We start from the raw sequence: 17,220 nt of genomic DNA on the forward strand, positions 1-17,220 counted from the left end.
GGGGAGAGGGCGTTTACGGGACCGCCGCGGGAGCCGCCCCGGGCCCGGCCGCCGGCTTCGGGACGGGCTTCGGCGCCGACTTCGCCGGGCCGCCTCCGGTGAACTTCTCGTACTCCCTCAGCACCTCGTCCGTCGGCCCGTCCATGCGCAGCTCGCCGCGCTCCAGCCACAGCACCCGGTCGCAGGTGTCGCGGACGGACTTGTTGTTGTGGCTGACCAGGAACACGGTGCCCGCGCGCTCGCGCAGCTCCCGGATGCGCTGCTCGGACCGCTTCTGGAACGAGCGGTCGCCGGTGGCCAGCGCCTCGTCGACGAGGAGGACGTCGTGGTCCTTGGCGGCGGCGATGGAGAAGCGCAGCCGGGCCGCCATGCCGGAGGAGTAGGTGCGCATCGGCAGGGTGATGAAGTCGCCCTTCTCGTTGATCCCGGAGAAGTCGACGATCTCCTGGTACCGCTCCTTGATCTGCGTCCGGGACATGCCCATCGCCAGGCCGCCGAGGTGGACGTTGCGCTCACCGGTCAGGTCGTTCATCAGGGCCGCGTTGACGCCCAGCAGGGAGGGCTGGCCGTCCGTGAAGATGCGGCCGTTCTCCACCGGCAGGAGGCCCGCGACCGCCTTGAGCAGGGTCGACTTGCCGGAACCGTTGGTGCCGACGAGTCCGATCGCCTCGCCGCGGTACGCCGTGAAGGACACGTTCCTGACCGCGTGCACCCGGCGCACGCCCGCCGCCTTCTCGGTCTTCCCGCGGCGCAGGATGCGGTTGAGGGCGGCGGTCGCGGAGCCGCGTCCGGCACCGGTGCCGTTGACCCGGTAGACGATGTCGACGCCGTCGACGACGACGGTGGGGACGCGCTCGTCCGCCTGCGGGGTGGTGCGGGGGGTGTCAGCCACGACCGTACGTCTCCTCGGCCTTCCAGAAGTAGATGAAGCCGCCGATCCCGGCGGCCAGCGCCCAGCCCACGGCCAGCGCCCACACGTGGTCCGGCAGCATGCCCCCGCCGAAGCTGTCGATCAGGGCGTAACGCATCAGGTCGATGTAGACGGCCGCGGGGTTGACCTGGAGCACGGTGCCGACCCAGGAGGGCAGGCCGCTGTCCGGGCCGGTCATCTGGTGGATGCTGAACATGACGCCCGAGCCGTACATCCAGGTGCGCAGCAGGAACGGCATCAGCTGGGCCATGTCGGGGATCCTGGACCCCACCCGGGCCATGATCAGCGACATGCCCGCGTTGAACGCGAACTGGAGTACCAGCGCCGGGACGGCCAGCACCCAGGACAGGGCGGGCGGCACGCCGAAGGCGAGCAGGATCAGGACGAGGGCGGCCATCGAGAACAGCAGCTGCTGCAGCTGCTGGAGGCAGAACGACACCGGCAGCGCGGCCCGCGGGAAGTGCAGGGCGCGCACGAGACCGAGGTTGCCCGAGACGGCCCGGGTGCCCGCCATGAGCGAGCTCTGCGTGAACGTCCACACGAACACGCCGGTGACCAGGAACGGGACGTAGTCGTCCACGCCCCGCTTGGTGTTCATCAGCACGCCGAAGATGAAGTAGTACACCGCCGCGTTCAGCAGCGGCGTCATCACCTGCCAGACCTGGCCCAGCTTCGCCTGGCTGTACTGGGCCGTCAGCTTGGCCGTGGCGAAGGCGCCGATGAAGTGCCGGCGCTCCCACAACTGGCGCACGTACGCGGGAAGGGACGGCCGGGCGCCGCTGGCCGAGAGGCCGTGGCGGGCGGCGAGGGCCGCGAGGTCGTGGCCGGCGGCGTCACCGGCCGCAACGGTGCCGGCCGGTGTCGGGGGCGGTGTGTCGAGGACCTGGCTCACATCCGTGGCTTTCGCTCGGGGAGGGGGAGCGGCGCCCCGCGTTCATCCGCGTGGCGGCGCACGTTCATCTACGTCGGGACGGGACCGTATCGTCGTGACGTGAGCGTAGGGCGCGACGACGTCGGAACGCAACCGTCCCGTCGTGACGCCTCTATGCTTGGCTCGCATGACGACCGACGCCGCTGCCGAGGAACCCCAGCCGCGCCCGCGCCGCCGCGCTCCCGCCGGGGCGGCGGTGCTCCGCGAGGACGTGACGGAGGCCATCCGGGCGGCCGTCTTCGAGGAGCTCGCGGCCGTCGGTTACGCCCGGATGTCCATCGAGGGGATCGCGCGCCGCGCGGGGGTCGGCAAGACGGCCGTGTACCGGCGCTGGCGCTCCAAGCTGCACCTGGTGCTCGACATCGTCTCCGCGCTCGCCGTGCAGGGCCTGCCCGCGCCGGACACCGGCTCCCTGGAGGGCGACCTGCGGCTGCTCTACGAGGTGACGTCGCGCGCCCTGCGCCACCCGGTGGCCTCGCAGGTCATCCCGGACCTCCAGGCGGAGGCGGCGCGCAATCCGGACATCGCCGAGGCCCTGCAGAAGACCGTGCGGGAGGGCCAGGACGGGGTCGCCAGCAAGATCCTCGCGGCGGCTCGGGAGCGCGGCGAGCTCGGCGCCGGCGTCGACACGGACCTGGCGCTCGACCTGATCTCGGGGCCGCTGTACTGGCGCTCGGTGGTCGTCCGGGGCGGGAAGCTGCCGAAGGGGTACCTGGGGGCGCTGGCGCGGGCGACGGCGGAGGGGCTCAAGGCGCTGTGAGGCGGTGGGCCCGCCCGCGGGGGCCCGCCCGTGGGGGCCCGCCCGGCCGCCCGGTCCGGTGATCGCCCGGCCGCCCGGTCCGGTGACCGTCCGGGCGGCCGGGCCCCGTCCCGGGCCCTCGTGCTGGATGCACCCGGGTCAGGGCCCGGTGCGGCGAGAGGGCGTGCGGGGCGTCACGAGGCGGGCGGGGGCCCGGCGACGGGGCCTAGGACCGTGCCGCCTCCGGGTGCAGCCGGACCCAGCCCTCCCATGCCGAGGTGATCATGTCCTCGACGCCGTACTTGGCCTTCCAGCCCAGCTCGGCGGCGGCCCGGTCGGCCGAGGCGACCACGCGGGCGGGGTCGCCGGGGCGGCGGGGGGTGACCGTGGGGGGCTGGTCGTGGCCGGTGAGGGCGTTGATGCGGTCGATCATCTCCCGGACGGAGACGCCCTCGCCCCGGCCGATGTTGAGGGTGAGGGAGCGGCCCGGGGACGCCGTCAGGGCGCGGGCCGCGGCCACGTGGGCGTCGGCCAGGTCCACCACGTGGATGTAGTCGCGGACGCAGGTGCCGTCCGGCGTCGCGTAGTCGTCGCCGAAGACGCGCGGGGCGGCGCCCTCGGTGAGCTTCTCGAAGACCATCGGGACGAGGTTGTGGACACCGGTGTCGGCCAGCTCGGGGCCGGCCGCGCCCGCCACGTTGAAGTAGCGCAGCGACGCCGTGGACAGGCCCGTCGCCCGCCCGGTCGCCCTGACCAGCCACTCGCCGGCCAGCTTGGTCTCCCCGTACGGCGACATGGGCGCGCACGGCGTCTCCTCGGTCACCAGGTCGACGTCGGGCATGCCGTACACGGCCGCGGAGGAGGAGAAGACGAAGGAGGGGACGCCGGCCGCGGTGACCGCGTCCAGCAGGACGCGCAGGCCCTCGACGTTCTCGCGGTAGTAGTGCAGCGGCCGGTCCACCGACTCGCCGACCTGCTTCTTCGCCGCGAGGTGCACGACGCCGGTGACGGCGTGGTCGGCGAGGGCGCGTGCGACGCGCTCGCCGTCCAGGACCGAGCCCACCACCAGGGGCACGCCGTCGGGCACGCGCTCCGCGGTGCCGGAGGACAGGTCGTCGTACACCACCGTCCTCTCGCCCGTCCCGGTCATCGCCCGGACGACGTGCGATCCGATGTATCCGGCGCCGCCGGTGATCAGCCAGGTCATTGCGGCCGTCCCCTCGTCAGTGGTCCTCGCTCGGCCTCGGTCTCCCGAAGGCTTCAACGGTCGTGATCCGTCGTTCGGTTCCCGCGCGGGTGCCCCACCCGGTCCTCCCGGCCTCAGGAAGGGGCGGCGGAGGACTCGGGGGCGTAGGCGTCCAGGGCGGCGGTGAGCCGGTCGAGGCGGGTGCGCAGGTCCTGGACCTCGGCGAGGTCCAGGCCGGTCGCCGCCGCGATCCGGCGCGGCACCTCGGCCGCCCGCCCGCGCAGTGCCAGGCCCTCCCCGGTCAGGGACACGTCCACCGACCGCTCGTCGCGCGCGCTGCGTTCCCGCCGGACCAGACCGGCCGCCTCCAGCCGCTTGAGCAGGGGCGACAGCGTGCCGGAGTCGAGCCGCAGGTGCTCGCCGAGCCTCTTGACCGGCAGTTCCCCGTGCTCCCACAGCACCAGCATCACCAGGTACTGCGGGTAGGTGAGTCCCAGCTCCTTGAGGACCGCACGGTAGACCCCGCCGAAGGCGCGCGAGGCCGCGTTCAGGGAGAAGCAGATCTGCTGGTCCAGCCGGAGCCAGTCCGTCGCGGGCGTGGTCATGCGCCCCAGGGTAGCCGACGGCCTGGGTGCGCCATTTAGTTGTGCACAACTTAATTGCGTGCTCTACTGGTGGCCGTCAGCAGTCGCCACGACGCTTCTCCGCAGAGAGGGACGGTTCTCCCATGGACGCGCTCTACACCGCCGCCGCCACCGCCACCCACGGCCGTGACGGCCGCGCCGTCAGCTCCGACGGCAAGCTGGACCTCGCCCTCGGCATTCCCGTCGAGATGGGCGGCGACGGGCGGGGCACCAACCCGGAACAGCTGTTCGCCGCCGGGTACGCCGCCTGCTTCGGCAGCGCCCTCGGACTCGTCGGCCGGCAGGCCCGGGTCGACGTCACCGACGCCGCGGTGACCGCCGAGGTCGGCATCGGCAAGTCCGGCGGGCAGGGCCAGGGCTTCGCGCTCGCCGTCACCCTCCGCGTCGAGCTGCCCGAGGGCGTGGACGAGGAGACCGGCCGCAAGCTGGTCGAGCAGGCCCACCAGGTCTGCCCCTACTCCAACGCCACCCGCGGCAACATCCCGGTCGAGCTCGTCATCGAGTAGGCGCCGGCGCCCGGCCGCCCCCGACCCGCGCCAGCACCTCCCCCGTCCGCTCGCTCCACGCCACCACCACCGCCTCCTCGGGCACCGGGTGCCGGCGCGTCAGCAGCAGCCAGCGGACGTGGTAGCGGCGCACGACGGCGGCGCGCACGGCGCGTGTCGAGCCGGGGGCGAGGTACGCCTTCACGTCGGCCACGCGCCGCCTGCGCTCCCGCTCGTCCAGCGAGGGGTCCGGCCAGGCCGGCGCCGCGAGGTTCGGCCCGTACCCGGCGATGGCGTGACCGGCGTAGTAGCCGTCGGTGATCACCACCTCGCCGGGTCCGATGTGCCGGGCCGCCCACGCGTACGTCGGCCAGTCGGGCGGCTGCGCGAAACCGACCGGGTCCAGCGGGCGCGGCACCACCGCCCCGGCCTGGACCGTGAGGAAGCCCAGCAGGGCCCCCGCGGCCACCACCGTGCCCAGCAGCCGCCGCCACCGCCCCCACGGCCGGGGGGCCGCCAGCTCGATCGCCGCCGCGAACTGCAGCGGCACCAGCGTGAGCCCGAGGATCCTGCCGTAGGTGTAGTGGCCGCTGAACCAGCCGTACGCCACCACCGCGCAGTCCAGCGCGAACATCAGCACCAGCGGGTCCCGCGCCGAGCGGCGCCCGCGCAGCCACAGCGCCGGCAGTCCGAGCAGCGCCAGCCAGAACTCCCCGGGCAGGTCCAGGTACAGGACGCGGTGCATCCCGTCCACGCTGTCGTCGCCGGCCAGCGCGAGCACGTCGAAGTACGGCCAGCAGACCGCCGGCAGCAGCGCCACCGCCCCCGTCAGCGCCCACCGCCCCAGGACCGCACGGCTCCGGCCGCGCTGCCACCCCGCCACCAGTGCCGCGCCGCCCAGCACCGCCGCCACCGACGTGATCGGGTGGACCAGCAGCACCAGCCCGTACAGGACGCCCAGCCCCGCGTATCCGCCGAAGCCGTGCAGTCCGCTGGGCCCCACGTACCGCACCCGGCGCGCGTCCCGCGCCCGTGCCCCGGTCAGCGCCCAGGCCCAGAAGGTGAGGCCGATCGCGAACGCCGACGGGTAGCCGAGGTTGCCGGTCATCGACATCAGCCCCAGGTAACCGCTCCACCAGGCCCGCTCGGTGCCCCACAGCAGCGTCATCGCGCCCAGCGCCAGCACGGGCGCCCACGGCCGCGGGGTCAGCACCCGTACGAAGCGGTTCAGGCCGGTCAGCAGCACCACCAGGTTCAGCGGCCCGGCGAGCCGCACCACCTCCCAGCCGCCCAGCCCCGCGAACCGGGCGAACAGGCCCTCGGCCACCGCGTACGGCGAGTAGTAGGCGCTGCCCGCGCCGGGCAGGTCGGCCATCGGGTGGCGCGGACGCAGGAGGTCGGCCTTCAGGCGTTCCACCACCGCCGCGTGCTGGCCGGCGTCGCAGCACAGCGGCACCCGCCAGTACGCCAGCGACATCACCAGGAAGAACAGGAAGCCGACGGCCTGGAACGGGGTGGGACGCCAGGAACGGCCGCCGCGCAGCGCCGTCGCGCCGCGCACGCTCCGCCGGGCGAGGGCGCCGGCGCTCACTGGACGACAGGGAAGGGGGACATCCGGGGCATTTGCCGTATGTTCCCGCCGACGTCAACAGCTTGACGTCACTTCACCCCAACAGGTGAGAACCGGGTTCAGCCGGCCACACGCGCCCGGTCGGCGTGCCCTTGCGCGGGCAGCGGCACCCGGCCCGGCGACATCGGCTCCAGCAGCAGCGGAACGCCCACCACCGGCAGCAGCCAGGCCAGCACGATCAGCCGCTCGCCCCAGATGTTGACGTCCGGGTGCGCGGCCTGGGTGAGGAACCCGGTGAACGCCGCCGCGACCAGGAAGACACCGGCCGGCCCCCCTCGCCGCAGCGCGCCCCACGCCCCGGCGCCCAGGGCCGCGGCGAACAGCGGCTCCCACGCCTGCCGGCGCAGCCACTCCACCCAGAAGTTGCCCTGCAACTGCCAGAACTCCGGCCACGGGTCCTTGCGGTCCGGCCGTGCGAAGTGGCCGGTGAGCAGGTCCTGAAGGCTGTCGGACTCGGACGGGTAGTGCAGCAGCCGGGCCAGCGCCACCGTGACGAGCGCCCCGGCCAGACCCACCGCCGCGAGCGCCGGCACGTCCCGGCCCGGGGGCCGGCCCCGCCGGTGCCGCCGCAGGGCGAGGGCCGCGCCGGCCGCCGCCAGGCACAGCCCGAGGAACAGCGCCTGGGAGTGCTTGACCGCGAACAGCGCGAGCAGCGACCCGGCGACCAGGACGAGTCCCGCCCGCCGGCGTCCCGTCCGCAGCACCAGCGCACAGCCCCACACCGCCGCCAGGGTCAGCGCCATCAGCAGACCCTCGGTCATCGGGCGCATGGCGGTCGTGCCGCTCGGCAGCACGTAGTACAGGGCCTGCCCGGTCAGCGCGAGCGGCACCGGCACGGACAGCGTGCGCAGGACCAGGAAGGCGAGGACGCCGCCCGCGCACGCGATGACCACGCTCGCCGCCCACAGCCCCCACGTCACCCCGAACGCGGTGACGAACGGCACCAGGAACACCGGGTAGCCGGGCCGCACCTCGAAGATCCGCATGAAGCGCTCCGGCATGTACGGCACGGTGTGCCCGCCGGTCTGCCCGGCCGCCAGCCGCGGCTCCACCAGCCCCCACTCCCGCGCCCGGCAGTCCGCCACGACCCGGTCGGTCGGGTCGGGGCGGTGGAAGCGGACCACGTGCACGCTCTGGTCGCGGCGGGCCACCGACGCCCGGCTCGCGCACACGTAGTCGATGGTGGCCGACGCCGCCCCGCGCTTGCTCTCGCCGGACAGGCTCAGGGCGTACGCCAGGTAGTTCTTGGTGTCGGGCGTGTCCCGGCCGGTGACGTTCGCGAGCTGGAGCAGGGCGAACACCGCGGCCAGGACCAGCACCCAGGTGCGCGGCCTCACGAGAACGTGAGCAGGTCGCGGCCGGCCGCGGGGACGGCACGGGCGGCGGGGACCGCGACCGCCGGCGCCGGCGCCGGCATGGCCTCTCCCAGCATCAGTGTCCGGACGACCCGCTCGGCGGCCCGCCCGTCGTCGTACTCGCCGAACCGCGCCCGGAACGCGGACCGCAGCCGCGCCGCCTCCTCGTCCCGCCACGCCCCGGACTCCAGCAGCCACACCAGCTCCCGGTAGGAGCGCGCCACGTGGCCCGGCGCCTCGGCGGTGATGTCGAAGTAGGCGCCGCGGCTCGCCGCGTAGGCGCCCCAGTCGTCGGCGTGGACGACGATCGGCCGGTCCAGGAGCGCGTAGTCGAACATCAGGGCGGAGTAGTCGGTGATCAGCAGGTCGGAGGCGAGCATCACGTCCTCGACGTGCGGTTCGTCCGTCGCGTCGACGACCACGCCCCGCCGGTGCAGCTCGGACAGGCCCATGCCGCGGGCGTGGCCGGTGGCGAGCGAGGGGTGCAGCCGGACCACGAGGGTGTGGTCCTCGCCGAGGTCGGCGGCGAGGCGGGCCAGGTCGATCCGGTCGACGTGCCCGCCCCGCCGGTAGTCGCGGCGGGTCGGCGCGTACAGCACCACCGTGTGGCCCTCGGGCACACCGAGCCGCTCGCGGACCCGGCGGCCGTGCTCGGGACCGGCGCCGACCAGGACGTCGTTGCGCGGGCTGCCGGTCCGCACGGACGTGAAGTGGCACGGGTACGCCCGCTCCCACACCAGCTCCGAGTGCCGGTTGGCGACCAGGCTGTAGTCCCAGCGGTCGGCGCGGCGCAGCATCTGCGGCACGTCCAGGCCGAGCCGGGCACCCGGCTTGCCCAGCAGGTCGGCGCCCATGAACTTCAGCGGGGTGCCCTGGTGGGTGTGGATGTGGACGCTGCCGGGACGCTTGGCCAGCGAGCCGGGCCAGTTGACGTTGTTGACGAAGTACGTGGCCCGCTCGGTCACCCGGCGGTAGGCCGCGCTGCCCAGGACCACGTGCTCCGTGTCCGGCGGCAGCAGTGCCGCGTCCTCCTCGTCGCGCACCACCCACACCCCGCGCAGGTGCGGCGCGACCTCGCGGGCCTTGTGGTAGATCGCCGCGGGGTCGCCGAGCACGCCCCGGTGGGAGAACGCCGAGTACACGGCGAGGTCCGGGTCCAGGGGGCGGCGGGTGTTCACCGCGGAGCGGACCCGGCCCAGGCGCCCGGCGGCCGCGCCGCCCGCCTGCCGCGTCCGCCGCACCAGTTCCCGGCCCGCCCGCCCGGACCGCCGCCGCAGCCGGTACGCCGTCCAGCCCCGCTCCAGCACCCGCAGTCCGGCCGGGGTCCTGACCCCCTCCGGCCGGTGGGCGCGGAACATCTCGGCGGTGCGGCGGAAGAACTCGGCCCTGTCGGACGGGGGCAGCCGGTCCGGCTTGGACAGGATGTCCAGGCAGTGCTCGCCCATCTTGGCGTGCAGGAACGGCCGCCAGCGGGCCAGTTCGGGCCGGGCGTCGACGAACGCGAAGACCCGCTCGTACTGTTCGTGGATGTCGAAGTGCTTGCGGCTGGTGGTGGACAGGATGTTGCCGCTGCGCCGCTGCCGGTAGTTGAGGCAGATGCGGTCCAGCGTGGCGATCCGCCCGGCGCTGAGCATCACCGGGAACGTCCAGGGCGTGTCCTCGTAGTAGCCCGGCGGGAAGGTGAAGCCCTCGCGCTCGGTGAAGCCGCGCCGGTAGACCTTGTTCCACACCACCATCAGCAGGTCGAGGATCTCCGGGCGCTCGGCGGCCGTGAAGGTGCCGTCGCCGGCCTCGGCGAGGACCCGGGCGAGGACGTTGCGGCGGGTGCCGCCCCACCAGTAGGTGCGCGCGTAGTCGAAGACCAGGACGTCCGGGTCGTCCGTCTCCGCGAGCCGGTCGGCCATCGCGCGCAGGGCGCCCGGGGTGAGGGTGTCGTCGCTGTCCAGGAAGAACAGGTAGTCGCCGGTGGCGTGCGGCATCCCGGCGTTGCGGGCCCGGCCGAGGCCGACGTTCTCCTCCAGGTGCAGCACGCGCAGCCGGTCGTCGCGGGCCGCGTACTCGTCGAGGATCGCGCCGCAGCCGTCCGGCGAGCAGTCGTCCACGGCGATCACCTCGATGTCCCGGTAGGACTGGTCCAGGACCGAGTCGAGGCACTCGCGCAGGAAGCCCTGCACCTTGTAGCAGGGGATGATGACGCTGAAGCGGGGCACTGCGGGGTCAGCTCCTTACGAGGGGGGCGGCGGCGGGGGCCGGGACGCGCTCGGCGAGCGGGGTCACGGGCGCGATCGCCTCCGGCGGCTCGCCGAGCAGCACCCGGCGCACCACGCGCTCGGCGGCCCGGCCGTCGTCGAACTCGCAGAACCGCTCCCGGAACGCCGCCCGCAGCGCCGCCGACCGGGCGTCCGCGTACGAGCCGTCGCGGAAGACGCGGGCCAGTTCCTCGGGCGTGTGCGCCACCGGACCGGGCGGCGCCGCCGGCAGGTCGAAGTAGACGCCGCGGATCTCCCGGTACACGTCCCAGTCGTCGGCGTACACGACGATCGGCCGGTCGAGGTTGGCGTAGTCGAACATGATCGACGAGTAGTCGGTGACCAGCGCGTCGGCGGCCAGGCACACGTCCTCGGAGGAGCGGTGCCCGGTGACGTCGATGACCCGGCCGCCGCCCTCCCGCCGGCCGCCCCGGTCGTAGAAGTAGTGGGCGCGCAGCAGCACCACCACGTCCTCGCCGGCCGCCTCGCAGAACGCCTCCAGGTCCAGGCCGCCCGCGCCGAACCCGGTCTCGTGGTCGCGGTGGGTGGGCGCGTACAGGACGGCCGTCTTCCCCTCGGGCACGCCCAGTTCGCGCCGGACGCGGGCGACGTCGTCGGCGGTCGCCGTGTAGTAGACGTCGTTGCGCGGATAGCCGTACTCCAGGTGCTCGTACGAGCCGGGGAAGGCGCGCTCCCACGTCTGGGTGGAGTGGCGGTTGGAGGACAGGTTGTAGTCCCAGCGGTCCACGCGGCCCAGCAGCTTGGCGAAGCTGCCGCTGGCCGCCGCCACCACCGGGTACGTCGACTGGTCCACGCCCATCGTCTTCAGCGGGGTGCCGTGCTGCGTCTGCAGGTGCACGCTGCCGGGGCGCTTGACGACGCCCTCGGCGAAGTTGGCGTTGTTCACCAGGTACGTGGCGCCGGCCAGCACCTCCCAGTAGCGCCGGCTGCCGATGACGGCGTGCTCGACGTCCTTCGGCACGGTGTGTTCCCGGCCGGGCTCGACCAGGAACACCCCGCGCAGGTGCGGGGCGAGTTCGCGGGCCTTGGCGTGGATCGCGGCCGGGTTGCAGGCGTAGCCGCGGCCCCAGTACGCGCAGTACACGACGAGGTTGGGGTCCAGCGGGCGGCGCAGTCGGCGCCGGTAGAGCAGCCGGGTGCGCAGGCCCCGCGGGCGGGGCAGCCGGGCGAGGACCCCGGCCGCCGCGCGGTTGGCGGCCCGCAGGGAGCGGAACGCCGTGTACGACCCGGACGCCAGCAGCCGGTGCTGCACGCCGAGCCGGCCGCCCGGCGCGCGGAAACCGGCGGGACGGTGGCGCCGGTACAGGCGGCTCGCCCGGCGGAAGAAGGCGCGGCGCCCCCGGGTCAGCCGCCTCGGGTGGGCGGCCGTCTTCAGGACCAGGGCGAAGAGCTGCTCGAACAGAGGTCCCCGCCGCTCGGCCGGCAGCCCCCGGCCGGCGGCGTACGCGAGCGCCAGCTCGGCCTGGTCCAGCAGCTCGGCGTGGTGCTCGCCGGGCTGGTTCAGCCGGCTGCCCTGGCGGCGCACCAGGTGCCGCACGACGACGGAGCGCAGCACCGCCACGCGGTCGGCGTCCGCCGCGGCCCGGGTGGCGAAGCCGATGTCCGTGTAGTGCCCGGCGGGGAACTCCAGCCGCCGTTCGACGAGGAAGGCGCGGCGGTAGACGGCGCTCCACGCGGGCAGCCGCACGCCGGCCAGGTGCGGGGCGCGGCCGGGGGCGAAGGCCCCGTCCGGCGCCTTCGCCAGCAGCGGGGCGGCCGGGTTGACCGGCTCGCCCTCCCACCAGGGGACGCGCTCGTGCTCGAAGTACAGAACATCGATGCAGGGGCCGCAGGGGTCGCCGCCGGTCTCCGCCAGCCGCGCGTCCAGCGCCGCCAGCGCGCCCGGCACCAGCACGTCGTCGCCGTCGAGGAACAGCAGATAGGCGCCGGTCGCCGCCCGCGCCCCGGTGTTGCGCGCCCCGGCCACGCCCGCCGACGGCGGCGAGTGCACGGGCGCCACCCGGGAGTCCCGCGCGGCGCGGTCGGCGGCGATGTCCGCCGCGGCGCAGTCCGGGGCGTCGCAGACGGGGATCAGCTCGAAGTCGCCGAAGGACTGGGCGAGGACCGAGTCCAGCGCCTGGGACAGCCGTCCTGCGACCCCATGGGACGGGACGATGATGCTGAAGCGGGGCATTCTGCTCTTTCTCTCGTTGTCCTGGTCCGACGGGAGACCCCCGCCGCTCGGACCGCCTGCCGGCCCGGCCGTCCGGTCGGCCGCCAGGTGGGCGGCCGGGTCGGAGTGGGCCGCGACGAGCTGCGGGGCATGCGGACTCCCGGTGGACGAACGGCGATCAGAGGCTGTCGGTGACGGTGCGCGGCCCGGCGGGCTGCGGCACGGTGACGAGCGGGGGCCGGGAGAGGGCCGCCGACGGGGGTCCCCCCGCTCGAGCGGATTCGAGGGTGGGGGAGGGCGGGGCCGGGCGCCGTTCGGCGGGCGGGACGACCGGCGGGAGGTCCGCTTCCCCGAGCACGACACGGCGGACGACGCGCTCGGCGGCGCGGCCGTCGTCGTACGGGCAGAACCGCTCCCGGAAAGCGGCCCTGAGCCGGTCGGACCGCGGGTCGCACCACCGGCCGTCGGCGAAGACGCCGATCAGTTCGTCCTCGTCGCACGCCACCGCGCCCGGCGGGAAGGAGCGGAGGTCGACATAGGTGCCGCAGGCCGCCTCGAAGGCCTCCGGTTCGTCGGCGTGGACCACGATCGGCCGGTCCAGACCCGCGTAGTCGAACATCAGTTCCGAGTAGTCGGTGATCAGCGCGTCGGAGGCGAGACACAGCCCTTCCACGCTCGGGTGACCGGTGACGTCGACGATCCGGTCGTGGCGGGCGGTGGTGAGCGGACCGCCGTGCCGGGGGTGGGCGAGGGCCAGCACCATGAAGCGGGGGCCGAGACGGGTGACGACGCGCTCCAGGTCGAGGCCCGCGCGCTGGGTGCGGCGGTAGTCGCGGTACGCGGGCGCGTACAGGAGCGCGACGGTGCCCTCGGGGATGCCGAGCGTCTCGCGCAGCCGGGCCACGTCCGCCGCCGTCGCCCGCTGGAACACGTCGGTGCGCGGGCGGCCGTACTCCAGCGTGGTGTAGCGGCCCGGGTGCACGCGCTCCCAGATCAGGGTGGAGTGGCGGTTCGCGGAGACCACGTGGTCCCAGGTGTCCGCGGTCTCCAGGAGCCGGTCGACGTCGACGGCGCGGGCGGCGGCCGGGTGTTCCCGGAGGTCCAGGCCCAGGTGCTGCAGGGGCGTCCCGGCCTGCGTCTGGATCACCACCTGGTCCCGGCGCTTGACGAGGCCCGCGTCGAGACCGGTGTGGTGCACCAGGTACCGGGAGCGGGCCAGTGCCGTCCAGTACGCGGCCGTGTCCGGGGTCAGCCGGCGGATGCCGGTCGGGACCGTGTGGTGGTGCGCGGGGCGGGCGGCCCACGCGGTGCCCACGTGCGGCGCGAAGGTGCGGAACGCCTCCTCCAGCGCACCCGGGTCGCCGCCGTACCCCCGGCCGTCGTCGGCGGCGAAGACGGCGCGGTCGGCACGCAGGGGGAGGCGGCGCTGGATCCGGTAGTGCAGCCGCAGGGCGGCGGTGCGTGCCGCCCCCAGCAGCTTGACGGAACCCTTCAGCGTCCGGCGGCGCAGGGCCGACACCAGCCGCAGGGCCTCGTAGGTGCGGCGCAGGCCCAGGCGGAGCAGGGCGTGGCGCAGCCGGGCGGCCGGCGGGACGGGGGCGCCGGGGACGCGGTAGCGGCGGCAGTGGACGCGGGCCCGGCGCACGAACTCGGCGCGCAGGGAGCGCGGGAGGCGGTCGGGGCGGGTGAACACCGTCACCAGGTGGTCGGCCATGCGGCGGAACAGCACCGGCCGCCAGCGGGCCAGTTCCGGGTCGGACTCGACGTACGCGAAGAGCCGGTCGTACTGGGCGAAGACGTCGAGGTGGCGCTCGCCCGGGGTGCGCAGGATGCTGCCCCGGCGGCCCTGCCGGTAGTGCACGCAGACCCGGTCCAGGGTGGCGAGGGACTCCGCGGCCATCAGCACCGGGTACGACCACGGGGTGTCCTCGTAGTGGCCGGGCGGGAAGGTGAAGCCCTCGCGCTCGGCGAACTCCCGCCGTACGGCCTTGTTCCAGGCCACCATCAGCAGCTTCAGCAGTCCCGGCCGGTCGGTCAGCCGGAACGGTGCCGGGCCCTGCTCGGTGAGGTGCGCCGCGGCCCGGTTGCGGACCGTCTCGCCGGTCGCGTACGCGCGGGCGTAGTCGTAGACGAGGACGTCGGGCTCGCCGGTCTCCTTGATCCGGTCGGCGATGCTCCGCAGCGCGTCCGGGGCGAGGGTGTCGTCGCCGTCGAGGAAGACCAGGTAGTCGCCGGCCGCCCGCTCCATGCCGGCGTTGCGGGCCGGGCCCAGGCCCCCGTTGCGGGGCAGGTGCACGGGCCGCACCCGCGGATCGCGCTCGGCGAACTCGTCGGCGATCTCGCCGCAGGCGTCCGGCGAGCAGTCGTCGACCACGATCAGTTCGAGGTCCGGGTACGACTGGGACAGCACCGAGTCCAGGCACTCGTGCAGATACGCCTGAACCTGGTACGCGGGGACGATGACACTGAACCGGGGCACGGGGACATCCATGGGTCGGCGCGGGCGTACGGCCCGGCAACGGCCGAGGGAGTGACTTGGTTACGGCCCCTGCGACATCCGGGGGACCACGCGCACGTGGGAGAGGGGGCGGGCCGGTGACCGGCCTGCCCCCTCAAGGGTGAGACGGATACGGCTACTTGACGGCGCCCGCCATCACGCCGGAGACGAACTGCCGCTGGAACGCGAAGAACACGGCCAGCGGGATCACCATGGAGATGAACGCGCCCGGCGCCAGCACGTCGATGTTGTTGCCGAACTGCCGTACCTGCGTCTGGAGGGCGACCGTGATCGGCTGGCTCCCGGAGTCCGAGAAGATCAGCGCGACCAGCATGTCGTTCCACACCCACAGGAACTGGAAGATGCCGAGGCTCGCGATCGCGGGTCCGCCGAGCGGCATCACGACCCGGACGAACAGCCGCAGTTCGCCCGCACCGTCGAGCCGGGCCGCCTCCAGCAGCTCCCTCGGGATCTCCGCGAAGAAGTTCCGCAGCAGGAACACCGCGAACGGCAGTCCGAAGCCCACGTGGAACAGGATCACGCCGACGATCGAACCGAACAGGCCGATCTTGCCGAAGAGTTCGGCGATCGGGATCAGCGCCACCTGGACGGGGACGACCAGCAGCCCGACCACGGCCAGGAACCACCAGTCGCGGCCCGGGAAGTCCATCCACGCGAACGCGTAGCCCGCGAGCGAGCCGATCACGACGACCAGCACCGTCGCCGGGACCGTGATCAGCACGGTGTTGACGAGGGAGGAGGTGATGTCGCCGTTCTCCAGCAGCTCCTCGTAGCTCCGGAAGGTGAGCTGCGACGGCTCGGTGAACACCTTCCACCAGCCGCTGGCCGCCATGTCCTTCGGCGTGCGCAGCGAGGACAGCAGCAGGCCGATCGTCGGGACCAGCCAGAACAGGCCCACCACGATCAGGAACACCCGGACCAGGCCGCCGCTGACGCCCTCGGCGAGCCGCGAGCCCAGCGACGGCTTCGCCCCGGCGGCGGTCCCGGGCGGCTCGGCCGCCGCCCCGGTGAGAGAACCCGCGTCCGCGGTCATCGCCGCACCTCCCGCCGCAGCCGCCGTACGTTGAACCACATCACCGGGATGACCAGCAGCAGCAGGAACACCGCGATGGCGCTCGCGATGCCCGGCTGGTCCGAGGCGAAGCCCTTGCGGTACAGCTCCAGGGCGAGCACGTTCGCGTCGTCCTGGGAGGAACCGGGGGCGATGATGAACACCAGGTCGAACACCTTCAGCACATTGATCATCAAGGTGACGACCACGACCGCGAGGACCGGCGCGAGCAGCGGCACCGTGATTCGCCGGAAGACCTGCCACTCGTTGGCGCCGTCCACCCGGGCGGCCTCCAGGAGCTCCCGGGGCACGCCCGCCAGCCCGGCCGCGATCAGCACCATGGCGAAGCCCGCCCACATCCACACGTACGACCCGATGATGGCCGGGGTGACGAGCGAGGGGCCGAGCCAGTCCAGGCCGTTGTAGGGCTCCTCGAAGTTGTCGGCGGGCAGCCTGAGCAGTGCGCCGTCGGCCGCGGCGGGCAGCGTGAACGTGCCGTCGTCGGCGGCCTTCGTCGACGCGACGACCTCGCCGTCCTTGACGGCCTCGATCCTCATGCCGGCGTAGCCCAGCTCGGCGGCGTCGACGCCGCCCAGCTTCCCGACGCCCTTGCCGCGGGTGAAGTCCTGCCAGGTGGTGCCGGTCACCTTCCCGTCCTCGGGCCGGGCGGGCGCGGCCTTCTTCGCGTCGTCCGGCATCTGGTCGGGGGCCACGCCGACCAGGGGGAGCGTGACGACCCGGCCGACGCCGACCGGCTCCTTGGTGACGAACGCGCCCCCGCCGGCCGCCTTCAGCGGCGACTCGCGGCCCGGGTGCGCCTTCGGGAACGCCGACGACTCGGCGAAGGTGTCGTGCACCCCCACCCACACCGCGTTCGCGACGCCCTTCTCCGGCGCCTGGTCGTACACCAGCCGGAAGATGATCCCGGCGGCCAGCATCGAGATCGCCATCGGCATGAAGACGACCAGCTTGAACGCCGTTCCCCAGCGCACCCGTTCGGTCAGCACCGCGAAGACCAGTCCGAGAGCGGTGGCGACCGTCGGCGCGAACACCACCCAGATGACGTTGTTCTTCAGGGCGGTGCGGATGCCGTCGTCGGTGAACAGCGCCCGGTAGTTGTCGAATCCGGCGAAGCCGTCACCGGACTGGTCGTAGAAGCTGCGGATCAGCGAGTACCCGATCGGGTAGACCACGAGCGCGCCGAGCAGCACCAGGGCGGGCAGCAGGAACAGGGCCGCCACGGTCCTGCGGGTTCCGGTCACGCTCTTGCGCGACTTGGGGGCGGCGGGGGCCGGTGAGGTCCCCGCCGCCGTTGCCGACGCCATCCG

The 17,220-nt window shown here is 73.9% G+C and carries 13 protein-coding genes; 2 read left to right on the forward strand and 11 right to left on the reverse strand.

Annotated elements, in window-relative coordinates; genetic code table 11:
* Positions 1-13: 13 nt before the first annotated feature.
* The gene (locus ACZ4V6_RS00120; protein ID WP_467821481.1) at positions 14-892 is read right to left on the reverse strand and encodes an ABC transporter ATP-binding protein; all 879 of its coding nucleotides are present in this window, start codon (positions 890-892) and stop codon (positions 14-16) included.
* Positions 885-1,823 carry an ABC transporter permease gene (locus ACZ4V6_RS00125; protein WP_467821482.1) on the reverse strand — a complete coding sequence of 313 codons (939 nt, stop codon included), beginning with the start codon at positions 1,821-1,823 and terminating at the stop codon, positions 885-887. The genes ACZ4V6_RS00120 and ACZ4V6_RS00125 overlap by 8 nt, the downstream gene beginning before the upstream one ends.
* Before the next feature lie 166 nt (positions 1,824-1,989).
* Between ACZ4V6_RS00125 and ACZ4V6_RS00130 the strand changes: the two genes are divergently transcribed.
* Entirely contained in the window at positions 1,990-2,622 is a 633-nt protein-coding gene (locus tag ACZ4V6_RS00130) for a TetR/AcrR family transcriptional regulator (RefSeq protein WP_467821483.1), read from the forward strand.
* A 205-nt stretch (positions 2,623-2,827) separates the two neighbouring features.
* Here ACZ4V6_RS00130 and galE read toward each other — a convergent pair whose 3' ends face one another.
* Both galE and ACZ4V6_RS00140 read right to left on the reverse strand, forming a co-directional pair.
* On the reverse strand, positions 2,828-3,808 hold the full coding sequence (gene galE, locus ACZ4V6_RS00135) for a UDP-glucose 4-epimerase GalE (RefSeq protein ID WP_467821484.1): 981 nt from the start codon (positions 3,806-3,808) through the stop codon (positions 2,828-2,830).
* 113 nt (positions 3,809-3,921) lie between these two features.
* Complete coding sequence (locus ACZ4V6_RS00140; RefSeq protein WP_467821485.1) at positions 3,922-4,392, reverse strand: MarR family winged helix-turn-helix transcriptional regulator; 471 nt, start codon at positions 4,390-4,392, stop codon at positions 3,922-3,924.
* Positions 4,393-4,514: 122 nt separating this feature from the next.
* Here ACZ4V6_RS00140 and ACZ4V6_RS00145 point away from each other — a divergent pair, with 122 nt between their 5' ends.
* Complete coding sequence (locus tag ACZ4V6_RS00145; RefSeq protein WP_467821486.1) at positions 4,515-4,937, forward strand: organic hydroperoxide resistance protein; 423 nt, start codon at positions 4,515-4,517, stop codon at positions 4,935-4,937.
* On the opposite strand, the gene ACZ4V6_RS00150 is transcribed toward ACZ4V6_RS00145, so the two are convergent.
* From ACZ4V6_RS00150 to ACZ4V6_RS00180, 7 genes are all read right to left on the reverse strand, one after another.
* Positions 4,927-6,507 carry a hypothetical protein gene (locus tag ACZ4V6_RS00150; RefSeq protein WP_467821487.1) on the reverse strand — a complete coding sequence of 527 codons (1,581 nt, stop codon included), beginning with the start codon at positions 6,505-6,507 and terminating at the stop codon, positions 4,927-4,929. The two genes, ACZ4V6_RS00145 and ACZ4V6_RS00150, sit on opposite strands and share 11 nt — an antisense overlap.
* A 98-nt stretch (positions 6,508-6,605) precedes the next feature.
* Positions 6,606-7,883, reverse strand: a complete 1,278-nt coding sequence (locus ACZ4V6_RS00155) for a hypothetical protein (RefSeq protein WP_467821488.1) — start codon at positions 7,881-7,883, stop codon at positions 6,606-6,608.
* The gene (locus ACZ4V6_RS00160) at positions 7,880-10,111 is read right to left on the reverse strand and encodes a bifunctional glycosyltransferase/CDP-glycerol:glycerophosphate glycerophosphotransferase (protein ID WP_467821489.1); all 2,232 of its coding nucleotides are present in this window, start codon (positions 10,109-10,111) and stop codon (positions 7,880-7,882) included. Before ACZ4V6_RS00160 ends, ACZ4V6_RS00155 begins: the two co-directional genes overlap by 4 nt.
* 7 nt (positions 10,112-10,118) lie before the next feature.
* Positions 10,119-12,344: a CDP-glycerol glycerophosphotransferase family protein gene (locus tag ACZ4V6_RS00165; protein ID WP_467821490.1), complete on the reverse strand. Its 2,226-nt coding sequence runs from the start codon at positions 12,342-12,344 to the stop codon at positions 10,119-10,121.
* A gap of 157 nt (positions 12,345-12,501) precedes the next feature.
* Positions 12,502-14,802, reverse strand: a complete 2,301-nt coding sequence (locus tag ACZ4V6_RS00170) for a bifunctional glycosyltransferase/CDP-glycerol:glycerophosphate glycerophosphotransferase (RefSeq protein WP_467821491.1) — start codon at positions 14,800-14,802, stop codon at positions 12,502-12,504.
* 154 nt (positions 14,803-14,956) lie between these two features.
* Entirely contained in the window at positions 14,957-15,874 is a 918-nt protein-coding gene (locus tag ACZ4V6_RS00175) for a carbohydrate ABC transporter permease (protein ID WP_467821492.1), read from the reverse strand.
* Positions 15,871-17,217: a carbohydrate ABC transporter permease gene (locus ACZ4V6_RS00180; RefSeq protein WP_467821493.1), complete on the reverse strand. Its 1,347-nt coding sequence runs from the start codon at positions 17,215-17,217 to the stop codon at positions 15,871-15,873. Before ACZ4V6_RS00180 ends, ACZ4V6_RS00175 begins: the two co-directional genes overlap by 4 nt.
* Between the last annotated feature and the right edge of the window lie 3 nt (positions 17,218-17,220).

It is taken from the genome of Streptomyces sp. NPDC029152 (genome assembly GCF_055564355.1).

Bases quoted from the DNA above. Each gene is read 5' to 3' on its own strand.
- ACZ4V6_RS00130 (WP_467821483.1), top strand. From the start codon at position 1,990: ATGACGACCGACGCCGCTGCCGAGGAACCCCAGCCGCGCCCGCGCCGC.
- galE (WP_467821484.1), bottom strand. From the start codon at position 3,808: ATGACCTGGCTGATCACCGGCGGCGCCGGATACATCGGATCGCACGTC.
- ACZ4V6_RS00140 (WP_467821485.1), bottom strand. From the start codon at position 4,392: ATGACCACGCCCGCGACGGACTGGCTCCGGCTGGACCAGCAGATCTGC.
- ACZ4V6_RS00145 (WP_467821486.1), top strand. From the start codon at position 4,515: ATGGACGCGCTCTACACCGCCGCCGCCACCGCCACCCACGGCCGTGAC.
- ACZ4V6_RS00165 (WP_467821490.1), bottom strand. From the start codon at position 12,344: ATGCCCCGCTTCAGCATCATCGTCCCGTCCCATGGGGTCGCAGGACGG.
- ACZ4V6_RS00175 (WP_467821492.1), bottom strand. From the start codon at position 15,874: ATGACCGCGGACGCGGGTTCTCTCACCGGGGCGGCGGCCGAGCCGCCC.
- ACZ4V6_RS00180 (WP_467821493.1), bottom strand. From the start codon at position 17,217: ATGGCGTCGGCAACGGCGGCGGGGACCTCACCGGCCCCCGCCGCCCCC.